Raw genomic sequence first — 12,534 nt, forward strand, 5'->3', positions numbered from 1 at the left:
CCCGCTCTTTACCGAACCCGGAGCGGTTCAGTGAGGCTAGGGCCTGTGTGATGTCGTGATCAATCGGCTGCTTGCAGGAGATCTCCGAGCCAGATCATCGAGGCGCGCAGTTCGAGGCCGGCGAGGTAGCTCTCGGGCGTCTTGTCGAAGCGTGTGGCGATGCCGCGCCAGTCCTTCAGCCGGTTGATCAGTGGCTCGACAGCGTTGCGATCACGGTAAAGAGCGGCGTCAAAAGTGACGGGACGGCCACCCCGGCTGCCCTTCTTCTTACGATTGGCCACCTGGTCCTTCTTCTCCGGTATGACCGTCTTGAATGCGGCGTTTGCGCAGGTGGGCGCGGTTGGCGCGGGACGAGTACGCCTTGTCCGCGGCGACCGCGCCCGGCCGAGTGCGGGGCCGGCCTGCCGGCAGACGGACGCGGATTTTCTCCAGCACGGGGACGAACTGCGGGCTGTCCGCGGCCTGCCCGGCTGTCAGCACGAATGACAAAGGCCGGCGCTTGCGGTCGGCAGCGAGGTGAATCTTGCTGGTCAGTCCGCCACGGGACCTGCCGAGCAGGGCTTCCTTCAGGCGGAGCCTGCGTCGGCGGCGGACGCGTCGGCGTTCGGTCCGCTCGGGCTCGTTTCCTCCGTCACGCCCGTTCTGTTCCGCTTCGCGACCCCTTTTTACCGGGCCTGTTCCTCCTCGGCGGCAACTTCCTCGAGAGCCTCCATGACCTCCTTGCCGACGATCAGCCCGGCGGCGTCGTGGTGAGCACGGACGGTCGTGGAGTCCACGCTGACCAGGGATAGGTCGACCTTGCCCTGACGGGCGGCTTCGGCGATCAAACCCTCCAGCAGGGCGGTGAAAACACCGGCGTTCCGCCAGACCCGGAAGCGTCCGTAGACGGTCGGCCAGGGCCCGAACTCGCCCGGCATCTCACGCCACTGCGCGCCGGTCCTGAACCGCCAGATCACCCCCTCGAACTGGTAGGGAACGGTTTGCTGGGTCTCAGGAGTCGACGCGGACCGGGCCCGCCGGACCCTCCGCAGCGCGCGCCGCGCCCTCCCCCAGCGGCCGCCCTGCCGGTACGGCCAGCTACGGCCTGACGGTCGACGTCAGCTGCACGGCCTACCGGCGGCCCGCCCGGTACCGGGGCAGACGCTGCGCGCTGCCCCGCCGTCTGCGACGGCCGGGCGGGCAAATCCTTCAGCGCTGCCGGGTCAGGGCGCCGACACGGGGCGACGACTCCGGGAACCGCCGCCGCGTCGTCGACGGTGGCTGTGCCGACTTCCACCTTCTGACGGAGCCGCCCCTCCTTCTTCCACGTCTGCGGCCGAGAGGGAAGAGGGATTTGCGGCGATACGTGTGGCATCGTGTGGCGCCTCCGTGCTGGCCCAGCACCATCTGGGGCGGCAGCGGCTGTCAGTTCGGAGTGGCGCCAGTGGGCAGGGTGAGCACAGCGGTGGTGCCACCGCCGGGTGTCTCTTCGAGGCGGAGGGCGCCGCCGTGTGCGGTGGCGATCCGCTGGGAGGTGGCCAGTCCGATGCCGGAGCCTTCGACGTCCGGGTGCACACGGGTGAACAGGTCCATCACACGTTGCCGGTCCTGCGGCGGGATGCCGCGGCCGTTGTCGACGACAGCGATGTCCCAACCGTGCCCATGTGCTCCGGCGGTGATGACGATCCGGCAAGGACGGTCGGCTCTGCGGAACTTCAGGGCGTTGCTGACGAGGTTTTGGAGCAGCACGCGCAACTGCGTCGCATCCGCGATCACGATGGGCAGGTTCTCGACGGTGACGCGCGCGCGGTGGGTGCGGATGGGACTGTCGAGGTCCTCGACGACGGCGTGGGCCAGGGCGTTCAGGTCGACGGGTTCGAGGTGGAGTTGTCCGCCCGCGCTGGCCAGGGCGAGCACATCTTCGATCATGGTGCGCATGCGGTGTGCGGAGCTGATGACCCGTTGGGCGCAGAAGGAGGCGTCGGGGTCGCTGGCGATCGCCGAAATGTCGATGAGGTTCTCGGCGTGGCCGAGGATGCCGGTCAGCGGGTTCTTGAGGTCGTGGCTGACCTGTCCGGCGAACTGCTGCAGGGCGCGGTTGGAGCGTTCCAGTTCGGAGCGTGCCGCATCGGCGGCCTGCAGTGCCTGATGAAGCAGTGTCTGGTGACGGTGCAGGTCGAGGACGTCGACGACCATGCGGGCCAGCTTGTCCAGCGCGCCGCGTTGCGAGGCGGTCAGCTGGCGGACCTGGGTGTCGAACACGCAGAGGGTGCCGAGGACTGGTCCTTCCGGGGTGCGGAGTTGGGAGGCGGCGTAGAAGCGGATGTCGCCGAGGTCACCACTGACCCAGGGGTTGTCCGCGAAGCGGGGATCCAGCCTGGCGTCCGGGACGAACACGGGGGCAGGCTCGACGATGGTGACCGCGCACATGGAGTCGCTGCGGGCGCATACCGTCGGTTCGAACCCGACCGCGGCGATCAGGTTGGCGTGCTCGGCGGACATGATGTTGATCACCGAATGAGGGACCTGGCAGACATAGGAGGCGAGTTCCACGATCGACGCCAGGTCCGGTGGGACCGGTGCCGTCAGGATGCCGTACCGCTGCAGGACTCGCAGACGCTCGGGCTCATCAGCGGTTACCGGGAACGATGCTTTGGCCACGATGGCCGTCCTTCCTGCCTGTGGGGTCAAAAGATCGTTCCCCATACGACACCCGCGGCCACGGAGCCGACGTGCGGATCACCCGACGGGTGCCCTCTTGCGGGTGAGGCGCGGACGGTGCCGACACGGTGCCGGCCACCACGGCGCCGTCTCGTAGGCGCACAGGGTCGGCGTGCCCTCAGCCCTGGCGGGCTAGGGTCCGTCTTCAAAGATCATCCGGGTAGTAGATCATGGTGGGGTGGTACGCCGTCATGAACTCACCGACCAGGAGTGGGAGTTGCTCGCTCCGCTGATACCGCGGGCCGCGACGGGTCGGTCGCGGGTGGAGGACCGCCGGGTGATCAACGGGATGGTCTACAAGATCCGTACCGGGATCTCCTGGCTTGACCTGCCGGAACGCCACGGGCCGTGGCAGACGGTCTACACCCGTTTCCGCCGCTACGACCTGGACGGGGTGTTCACCCGGGCCCTGCAGGAGGCCCAGGCCCAGGCGGATGCGGCCGGGGACATCGACTGGCCGGCCCAGATCGACTCCACCATCTTCCGCGCCCACCAGCACGCCGCCGCCGGCCGAAAAGGGGGCGGCACCGGGCGGACGAACCGGACGATCACGCCCTTGGCCGATCCCGGGGCGGACACCAAAATCCACCTCGCCTGCGACGGCAGAGGCCGCCCCCTCGCGATCCTGCTGACGCCGGGCCAACGCCACGACAGCATCTGCGTACAAGCCCTGCTGGAACGGATCCGTGTTCCCCGCACCGGCCCGGGCCGACCCCGCTGCAGACCCGACCAGGTCATCGCCGACAAGGCCTACAGCTCCCGCGGTTTCCGTGCCTACCTGCGCAAACGCGGCATCGCACACACCATTCCAGAGAAGGCCGACCAGCAGCGCCACCGGATGAACCGGGGCCGCCGAGGCGGTAGGCCACCCGGGTTCGACCCGGAGGCCTACCGCCGCCGCAACACCGTCGAGCGCTGCTTCAACCGGCTCAAGGGCTTCCGCGGCATCGCGACCAGATACGACAAGACAAGACCGCCACCTCCTACGAGGCAGCGGTCTCTCTCGCTTCGTTCCTGCTCTGGGCAAGATCCGTTTGAAGATGGACCCTAGTTGTACTGACCCGTGAGGTTGGGGACGCGGCTGGCGGGTGGTTGCCCTTTCAGCGCGGTGTGTCCGCGGTGGTGATTGTAGGTGTGCAGCCACTGCGGGAACGCGGCCCGGCGCTCTGCTTCTGAGCGGTAGGGGCGGGCGTAGGCCCACTCGTCGAGGAGTGTGCGGTTGAAGCGTTCAACCTTTCCGTTGGTCTGGGGACGGTAGGGCCGGGTGCGCTTGTGCGTGATCCCGGCCCGGGCCAGCTCGTCGCGCCAGTCGCGTGAGCGGTAGCAGGAACCGTTGTCGGTCAGCACCCGCTCGACGGTGATGCCGGCCCGGCCGAAGAAGGCGTGGGCCCGCCTCCAGAAGCCGGTGGCGGTCTCCTTCTTCTCGTCGGTGAGGATCTCGCTGTAGGTGAGGCGGGAGTGGTCGTCGACGGCGGTGTGCAGGTAGCTGTAGCCCAGGTTGGGGCGGCCGTGGCGGGTGCGGGTCCGGGCGGGGTCGCGGTGTGCGGAGCTGTTGCGGCTGCCCTGGGCCCTGCCGTGGACCTTGTGCCCGCCGCCGTCGGGGATGTTGCCCAGTTTCTTGATGTCGACGTGGATGAGTTCGCCCGGCCGGTCGCGTTCGTAGCGGCGCACGGCGCGGCCCGTGGCCCGGTCGAGATGGGATAGGCGGGCCAGGCGGTAGCGGGTCAGGACGCGGTGCACGGTCGAGGGCACCAGGTGCAGGAAGTGCGCGATGCGGGCCGGTCCCCACCGGCGCAGCAGGCGAACCTTGATGATCCGTCGCTCGGTGCTGGTCGGAGTGCGGGTCGGGCTCGTGCGGGGGCAGCTGGAGCGGTCGGCCATGCCAACCTCGCCGTGCGTGCGGTAGCGGTTGGCCCAGCGCTGGGCCGTGGTCGGTGAGACCTGGAAGCGTTCCGCGGCCCGGCGAAGGGGCCAGCCGTCTTCGACCACGCAGCGGGCCAGACGCAGCCGTCCGGTCTCGGTCAGAGGTGCATTACGGTGGGGCACGAGGGCCTTTCGGTCGGTGTAGACGTCGCAATCCACACCGAACCCGGAAGGCCCTCACCCGTTCAAGATCCCTCAACCGAGACCTGGCTCACCTGGGTCAGGCTGACGCTTGTAACCGCTCCTCCCCGTAGTGAGGCGGGCCCGCCGCAGGTCCTCATCTCACCCGATGTCCCGTCCGTTCCCGTCCGTTCCCGTCTGGCTCTTGATAACTGTTCGTTCTCATAAGCCAGGATGGACAGTTGGGGGAACCGTGTCAGAGATCGCCGTCCGTGCCGCCGCCACCGCGGAGACCGCCGACACCGACCGGCAGCTGACCGCCGCCGCCGTCCAGGCCGTCCAGGCCGGCATCCCCGACTCCACCCGCCGCGCCTACTCCGCCGACATGGACGCCTTCACCGCCTGGTGCTCGCGCGTCGGCCGCCGGCCGTTGCCCGCCACCCCCGAGACCATCACCGAGTACGTGGCGCACCTGAGCCTGCCCCTGTCGCCACGCATCGAGCGCACTCGCCGCGATCCGCACCGCGCACAAGGCCGCCGCGCTCCCGGCCCCAGAGACCAAGGGCGCCCGCAAGGTGCTCTCCGGCTACCGCCAGCGCCTGGCCATCACCAAGGCCCGAGCCGCCCGGCCCCAGAAGGCCGCGCCCGCCACCCCGGACGCCCTGCGGGAGATGCTCGCCACCCTCGACCGGGAGACGCTCCTCGGGAAGCGAGACGCCGCGCTGCTGCTGCTGCTCGGCTACGCCTGCGCCGCCCGCGTCTCAGAGCTGACCGCGCTCGACCTGGACGACGTCGTGGAGACCGAGGACGGGCTCCTGGTGACCGTCTACCGGCGCAAGCTCAAGCGGCACGACGAGGTGGCCGTGCCTTACGGCTCCAACCCCGCCACCTGCCCGGTACGGGCCACCGCGCACTGCTTGCCGCCCTCGCCACCGAAGGGCGCACCGACGGACCGCTGTTCGTCCGCATTGAAACCGCATCGCAGCCGTACAGCGCGCAACGCCCCTGACCGACGACGAACTCTCAGCCGCGGAGCAGCTGCTCGCGGACATGCTCACTGGCGCCGGCCGCCACGGCGTGACGCTCGCAGACTTCGACTGGACAGTCGACCTCCCCGGCGGGTGCGTGGACGTGCTCCTTGCCCGCCGCCGCAGCTGACCCGCTCCGCCCCTCAGCCACCACGGCGGCAGGCTTCTCCCCCTCCCGGCACCCTGGCCAGTTTCGGAGCGAGATTACGCTGAACTTAACCTCCCTCGCGGATAGTTGGTCCTTCACTGCCTAACCGTTCATGACCGAAGCGGTCGTGGCAACAAGGGGAGAAACCATGCGAGTGAAGGAAGCCGCGCGCCGGGTAGGCATCGTCACCGCTCTGGCCGTAGGGCCGCTGATGCTGGCTGCATCACCGGCCTTCGCTGCAACTGTCTACGAAGGCTCCGATTACGCATACAACGATTACGGCGACCTGGTCGCGTGTGACAAGGAATCGGACGGCAACGGCGTCTACGCCGAATACTGGACAAACACCGGTGGCCACGGCCAGGTGTGGGACGGCAACGGCGCAGCCTCCGGATGCGGCCGACAGAACATAGGGGACTCCCTCTCCTCGTTCCGCGTCTGCGAGGACGACTGGGGCTCAGACACCTGCTCTTCTCGCGTGTATCTGTGACCTTGGCCGCGATCACAAGCTAGGTGCAGCAGGCGGCGCAGACCGCACGGCAGACCTGACCGCCCAAACGCACCAGAGAGGCCCGCAGCCACCCGGCTGCGGGCCTCTGTGTTGCCCAACCCCCACTGCCGAGCCAACGCCGGGGTTTCTGGACTTTCTGGACCCCCCAACGCGCGCACGCGCGCGCACCAGTCGGCCGGGCTATCGACTCACTAGCTCCAAGGGGACCCCCTCCCCGGTCAGGGGTGCGGGGATTTTCGTGTCCGGTCCTGTCCCCCACTGCGCGAGACCGCGAGAAGGGGTGGAGGCCTTGCGGGGCTAACCCCCCGCTCGTCGATGGTCGCCTCCCCACCTCAGCCCTTGGAGGAGCAGTGAGCAACGAGCAGCGCGACCAGCAGCAGGTGCCGGCGCCCCAGCAGCAGACGCCGGACCCGCGTGCCGACTTCGCGAAGAAGGGCGCCCTGGCCGCGATCGGCGGCACGTTCTCAGGGACGGCCCGTGCCGTGATGGCCCATCTCCTGGGGGACGACTCGTGATGTGCCTACGCCTCACCTGCTTCGCTATGAGATGCCCGCAGGATTTTGGGACTTCTGGGACCGCTCAACGCGCGCACGCGCGATGGACCCGTGCCGGATCGACTTCCCGACCCTGCTGCACGGTCCACCCGTGCGACTCCCGGCCAGGAGAGCCGGGCGATGTCCTCGTCCCGGATCTCGTGGCCCTCGGCCTTCAGCTGGGCGACGGCGGCGTCGATGTAGCGGGTCGTCCAAAGCACGATGGCGTTGAGGACCAGGCCGAGCGAGCCCAGCTGGTCCTCCATGCCGTCGCGGTACGCCTGGTGGATGGTGCCGCGCTTGCCGTGGCACACGTCCCGCGCGAGCTTGTGGCGGGACTCCTGCACGGTGAGCTGGCGGTTCATCTGCCGGCGGTAGGTGTCGTCGACCGGGTCGACCACGCGCAGCAGGTGCTCGGTCTGCGCGATCCGCCCGTACTCGGCGAATGCCTGCCCCAGCGGGGTGGGGCGTCCCTCGTGGCCGAACATGCGCAGCAGGTCGTAGGCGCGGACCTGGTTGGTGACCAGGGACCCGGCGACCTTCAGCATGTCCGGCCAGTGCGTGATCACCTTGTTCAGGTTCACGCGGTTACGGGCCAGATCCTCCACCGCGCCGTACGTGCCCGTCTCGACGCCGGGCAGGGTGGCCCGCCAGAACCGCTGGTCGTCCAAGTCGCGGAAGCGGGGGCTGAAGTTGTAGCCGAGGATCTTGAACAGGCCGAACACCATGTCGGAGTACGAGGCTTGTCGGTCGCCACCATCTCCGGCTTCACTCCGCCGTCGAGGTTGAGCAGGGCGTCCAGGAGGTGCAGGGAGTCGCGCGGGGTGCCGGGACGACCATCTGCCCGATGCCCGCGACCTGGTCGTTGACGGCGTTGAGCCAGGTGATGCCCCGCTTGAAGCCAAAATACTTCGGCGAAGGCGCCGCGCTGACCGTGCGGACGGGGACGACGAACCGTAGTCCGTCCACCGAGGCGAGCAGGCCCTCGCCCCAGTACTTCACGATGGGCACGGCGGCCTGGGCCTCGACGAGCCGTGCATTCGCCGCGCGGCCAGGCCCTCGCTCTCGGCCCAGTCGTAGAACCGGCTCAGCGCCGTGACCTGCAACTCCCATGACGAGAGCTCCAGCCGCTCGTCCAACGGCCCCGACAGCCGACAGTCCGCGTACGTACCGAGCGCGGCCACCAGCTCCGGCCGCGTACCGAACACCGCGACACGGTGCCGGCGCAGATGTGTAAGCCAGTCCCCGGCCGCCAGCGCGTACGCCCGCCACGAATTCGGCGACGGCGCCCCGCTCGACGGCAGCGTACGAAGCCAGGCGTTCACCGCCCGCGTCGCCCGCGGGCCGCCTTCGTCCTCGAACAGGAAGTCGTCGAACAGCACCGGCATCCGCTCAGGGATCAACGGCTCGCCATCGAGCCCCCAGGACTGCCAGCCCTCGGCAGAGAAGAAGTGCACCAACACGCGGCGGGACGGTACGTCCGCGACGCGACCCTCATCAACTGCTAACGCCATGTCCTAATCACGGGAGTTGAGGAATGTGAGACACGCCAAGAAAGCAGCGACAAACTGGGTGCAGCAGGACGGGGACGCTGTCGCCAAGGGGTACCAGGGGCACGAAGGGCGGGTCGCCTGCGTCCGGCACGTCGCTTCTGTGGGGCTGGTGACGTAGGCACCTTCCACTCGGTCGGCATCTGCGCTGGTCAGAGTCTCAAGGACAGGTGGAACGGTGGCCGACAGATGTCGTGCATGGCAAGGACCGATGTCACTCGGTATGGCCGGGTTTCCCGGAACACCGGCCCGGTCCAGGACGGTGGCCATCTCGTCCTCGGGGAGCGCCGGGTTGGCGCCCGCACTGGAGGCCAGTTCGGGGACATGGAGCGCCTCGCGGAGGCGCTGGAGCGGCAGGCGCGGGTCGCCGGCCGCCGCCTGGCGCGTCCAGACCTCGGGGTCATGGCTGAGCCGTTCGATCTGCGCGGGCGTGGCGGCCGGGTCCCGGACAGCCAGCCGACGGTAGTTGCCGTCCGGGTTGTCCGCGTAGCGGGCGGCGAGGCCCTCGCGGGGAAAGCGAGGGTGCGTCTCCGCCATCCAGGCGGAGAACGTCCCGCCGAGCCGCGCGAACACACGCATCAGGACCTCCTCCGGGGTGTCGGGGTGGTGAATGCCCAGGAGGTTCTCCACCACCGGGTCCTCGACGTGTGCGAGTAGGCGCAGCAGGTCGGGCGGCAGGTGGGGGCTCTGGGCGGCGGCGCGCCGGAGCAGCGGGTGGGCGGAGGTCGCGGCCCGACGCAGCACCTCGGGGTCGGCGAGTCCGTCCCGTACCCACTGCAGGGTCTGTCAAACGAGCGGTGTAACTGGGTGGTTGATGGTTACTGGCGGGCCGCTGAGAGCCGGCCGTCGAAGGTGATGTCGAAGGCGTTCAGCGCGGTCTTCCAGCGCATGGTCCAGCGGGCCTGGCCTTTGCCGGTGGGATCGAGCGACATGATCGCCATGTAGACGCACTTCAGGGCGGCCTGCTCGTTCGGGAAGTGACCGCGGGCCTTGACCGCTCGCCGGATGCGGGCGTTGACCGACTCGATCGCGTTGGTGGTGCAGACGATCCGGCGGATCTCGGTGTCGAACCGCAGGAACGGGGTGAACTCCTCCCACGCGTTCTCCCACAGCTTGACGATCGCCGGATACTTCCTGCCCCAGGCGTCGGCGAACTCCGCGAACCGGTCCAGGGCAGCCTCCTCGGTCGGAGCGGTGTAGACGGGCTTGAGGAGCCGAGCGATCTTGTCCCGGTCCTGGCGGGCGGCATAGCGGAAAGAGTTCCGCAGCAGGTGCACCACGCAGGTCTGCACGATCGTCCTCGGCCAGACCGTCTCCACCGCCTCGGGCAGGCCCTTGAGCCCGTCGCAGACGAGCATCAGCACGTCACCCACGCCGCGGTTCTTGATCTCGGTGAGGATGTGCAGCCAGTGCTTGGCCCCCTCACCGCCGTCGCCGGCCCACAGGCCCAGGATCTCGCGCCGACCCTCGGTGGTGACGGCCAGGGCCACGTAGATGGGCCGGTTGGCCACGGCGCCGTCTCGAATCTTCACGTGGATGGCGTCGATGAAGACCACCGGGTAGACGGCGTCGAGGGGTCGGCTTTGCCATTCGGCCATGCCCTCGAGGACCTTGTCGGTGATGGTGGAGATGGTCTGCCGGGAGACCTCGGCGCCGTAGACCTCCGCCAGATGGGCCTGGACCTCACCGGTGGTCAGACCCTTCGCGGCCAGCGAGATCACCATTTCGTCGACGCCGGTCAGGCGCTTCTGCCGCTTCTTGACGATCTTCGGCTCGAAGGAACCGTCCCGGTCGCGGGGCACAGCTGTCTCCACCGGCCCCACCTCGGTCAGCACGGTCTTGGAGCGTTTGCCGTTGCGGGAGTTGCCACCGTCTTTGCCCGCCGGATCGTGCTTGTCATAGCCGAGGTGGTCGGTGATCTCGCCTTCGAGAGCGGACTCCAGCAGCCGCTTCGTCAGCTGCTGCAGCAGCCCGCCCTCACCGGTCAGCTGCAGACCCTCGGCCTGGGCTCGGCCCACCAGCTCGTCGATCAGCTGGTCATCCACGGCCTTCGCCGACACAGCCGCTGCCGACTCGCCGGCCTCGTGCTCGGCCACGTTCTCACTGGTCATCGATGCATCTTCCATGATCGGGAGTTACACCGAACGATTTACAGTCCCCAGCGCCGGGTGCGTGGCTGCCGGGCACGGAAGTGGCTTCGGCGGCGTTGTCACGTTGTTGGGTACGTGACAACGCCGTTCCCTGCCCTTCATGCTGACCACCGGCAGCGAGCGTACGCACAGGGGACGTCACCCGTCACGGCGTGGCCGGGCGCCGCGGACGGTGCTCACCAGGGTGTCCCAGGACTGCTGGAACTTGCGGATGCCCTCTGTCTCCAGCCCTTGGACGACAGCGGTGTAGGAGATGCCCAGCTTCTCGACGGCGTCGAGGTCGGCGCGGGCCTGCTCGTAGGTGCCCGCGATGGAGTTGCCGGTGATCTCACCATGGTCGGCGACGGCCTCCAGGGTGGCCTCCGGCATGGTGTTCACTGTGTTCGGCGCCACCAACTGATCGACGTACATGGTGTCCTTGTACGCCGGGTCCTTCACGCCGGTTGACGCCCAGAGCGGCCGCTGCTTGTTGGCGCCGACGCTTTCCAGTGCGCTCCAGCGGTCGGAGGGCGGCGTCGCCCCGTCGGCGGAGCCGAAGACCCCCTCGTAGGCCTGGTAGGCGAGACGGGCGTTGGCGATGGCGGCCCTGCCGCGCAGTGCCTTGGCGTCCGGGGTGCCCAGGGCGTCCAGCCGCTTGTCGATCTCGGTGTCGACACGGGAGACGAAGAAGGACGCCACCGAGTGGATCCGGTCGATGTCGAGGCCCTTGTCGCGCGCCTTGTCCAGGCCCGTGAGGTATGCCTCCATGACCTCTCGGTAGCGTTCCAGCGAGAAGATCAGCGTGACGTTGACACTGATCCCGAGAGCGATGACCTCGGTGATGGCCCGGAGACCCGCCCTGGTTGCCGGAATCTTGATCAGGACGTTGGGACGGTCGATCAACCAGGCGAGATGTTTGGCATCGGAGATCGTCGCGTCCGCGGAGTGGGCGAGCCGGGGGTCCACCTCGATGGAGACCCACCCGTCCCGGCCGCCGGTGGTGTCGAAGACCGGGTGCAGGACGTCGGCGGCCTCCCGCACGTCCGCAGCGGTGAGCAGGCGGACGGCCTCGGCGACGGTGACACTGCGCAGGGCCATGTCCTGGAGCTGGTCGGCGTAGTCGCCACCGTCACCGATCGCGTGCTGGAAGATCGTGGGATTGGTGGTGACGCCCATGACGTGCTGCTGTTCGATCAGCTCGGCGAGGTTGCCGGACGTGAGCCGCTTGCGCGACAGGTCGTCCAGCCAGATCGCGACGCCTGCCTCCGTGAGACGCTTGAGCGAGTCGTCATTCTCGGAAGGCGCGTCTCCTGCTGTGCGATCGGTGAGGGTTTCCCGAGCGGCGGCGGCCACGGCCTCAGCGGTGAAGCCGAACTCGCGGAAGAGGACCTTGCCGTCGGCCGAAGCGCCGAAGTGCTCCAGGGAGACGATGCGGCCGGCGTCCCCGACGTACTTGTGCCACGTCAGGCCGACCCCGGCCTCCACCGCGACACGCGCCTTCACGCTCGGCGGCAGAACGCTGTCCCGGTATTCCCGGTCCTGTTCCTCGAACCACTCGACCGACGGCATGGACACGACTCGGGTCCGGATGCCTTCGGCCTGGAGTTGCTCCCGGGCGGCCACTGCCAGATGTACTTCCGAACCAGTGGCGATCAGCACCACGTGCGACTTGCCGCCGTCGGCCTCGAACAGGACGTAACCGCCTTTGGCGGCATCGTCATTGGGCTCGTACGTCGGCACATCCTGACGCGTGAGTGCGAGACCGTGCGGGGCCGGGACAGTGGTGTGCCGCCGGATGATCTCGCGCCAGGCGATGGCGGTCTCGTTGGCGTCGGCGGGCCGGACGATGTTCAGGCCCGGGATGGCGCGCAGCGACGCCAGGTGCTCGACCG

General features: G+C 68.7%; 9 protein-coding genes and 4 pseudogenes. 3 read left to right on the forward strand and 10 right to left on the reverse strand.

What is annotated here, in order from left to right; genetic code table 11:
- Nucleotides 1-59: 59 nt before the first annotated feature.
- A pseudogene (locus ACWD1U_RS36215) lies at nt 60-1,040 on the reverse strand (IS5 family transposase); the annotation flags it as partial.
- 364 nt (nt 1,041-1,404) lie between these two features.
- Nucleotides 1,405-2,640, reverse strand: a complete 1,236-nt coding sequence (locus ACWD1U_RS36220) for a GAF domain-containing sensor histidine kinase (protein ID WP_451113616.1) — start codon at nt 2,638-2,640, stop codon at nt 1,405-1,407.
- A gap of 238 nt (nt 2,641-2,878) precedes the next feature.
- Here ACWD1U_RS36220 and ACWD1U_RS36225 point away from each other — a divergent pair.
- Nucleotides 2,879-3,738 (forward strand): annotated as a pseudogene (locus tag ACWD1U_RS36225) (IS5 family transposase).
- A gap of 9 nt (nt 3,739-3,747) precedes the next feature.
- Here ACWD1U_RS36225 and ACWD1U_RS36230 read toward each other — a convergent pair.
- Nucleotides 3,748-4,746 carry an IS481 family transposase gene (locus tag ACWD1U_RS36230; RefSeq protein WP_451113617.1) on the reverse strand — a complete coding sequence of 333 codons (999 nt, stop codon included), beginning with the start codon at nt 4,744-4,746 and terminating at the stop codon, nt 3,748-3,750.
- A gap of 369 nt (nt 4,747-5,115) precedes the next feature.
- Entirely contained in the window at nt 5,116-5,241 is a 126-nt protein-coding gene (locus tag ACWD1U_RS36235; RefSeq protein ID WP_451113618.1) for a hypothetical protein, read from the reverse strand.
- A 790-nt stretch (nt 5,242-6,031) separates the two neighbouring features.
- On the opposite strand from ACWD1U_RS36235, the gene ACWD1U_RS36240 reads away from it, so the two are divergent.
- A complete protein-coding gene (locus ACWD1U_RS36240; protein ID WP_451113619.1) occupies nt 6,032-6,409 on the forward strand; it encodes a hypothetical protein in 378 nt (125 codons plus the stop codon).
- 371 nt (nt 6,410-6,780) lie between these two features.
- Nucleotides 6,781-6,945, forward strand: coding sequence for a hypothetical protein (locus ACWD1U_RS36245; protein WP_451113620.1), 165 nt, complete (start codon nt 6,781-6,783; stop codon nt 6,943-6,945).
- A 5-nt stretch (nt 6,946-6,950) separates the two neighbouring features.
- On the opposite strand, the pseudogene ACWD1U_RS36250 reads toward ACWD1U_RS36245, so the two are convergent.
- From ACWD1U_RS36250 to ACWD1U_RS36275, 6 genes and pseudogenes are all read right to left on the reverse strand, one after another.
- Nucleotides 6,951-8,010, reverse strand: a pseudogene (locus ACWD1U_RS36250) (Tn3 family transposase); the annotation flags it as partial.
- Nucleotides 7,962-8,426 (reverse strand): hypothetical protein, encoded by a 465-nt coding sequence (locus ACWD1U_RS36255; RefSeq protein WP_451113621.1) that lies wholly within the window; start codon nt 8,424-8,426, stop codon nt 7,962-7,964. The pseudogene ACWD1U_RS36250 and the gene ACWD1U_RS36255, both read right to left, overlap by 49 nt.
- A gap of 54 nt (nt 8,427-8,480) precedes the next feature.
- The gene (locus ACWD1U_RS36260; protein WP_451113622.1) at nt 8,481-9,257 is read right to left on the reverse strand and encodes a hypothetical protein; all 777 of its coding nucleotides are present in this window, start codon (nt 9,255-9,257) and stop codon (nt 8,481-8,483) included.
- 74 nt (nt 9,258-9,331) lie between these two features.
- Entirely contained in the window at nt 9,332-10,624 is a 1,293-nt protein-coding gene (locus ACWD1U_RS36265; RefSeq protein WP_451113623.1) for an IS256 family transposase, read from the reverse strand.
- Between the two features lie 177 nt (nt 10,625-10,801).
- Nucleotides 10,802-12,382, reverse strand: coding sequence for a transaldolase (tal, locus tag ACWD1U_RS36270; RefSeq protein ID WP_451113624.1), 1,581 nt, complete (start codon nt 12,380-12,382; stop codon nt 10,802-10,804).
- 54 nt (nt 12,383-12,436) lie between these two features.
- Nucleotides 12,437-12,523: pseudogene (locus ACWD1U_RS36275) on the reverse strand (hypothetical protein); the annotation flags it as partial.
- Nucleotides 12,524-12,534: the final 11 nt, after the last annotated feature.

The organism is Streptomyces sp. NPDC002788, from assembly GCF_053592115.1.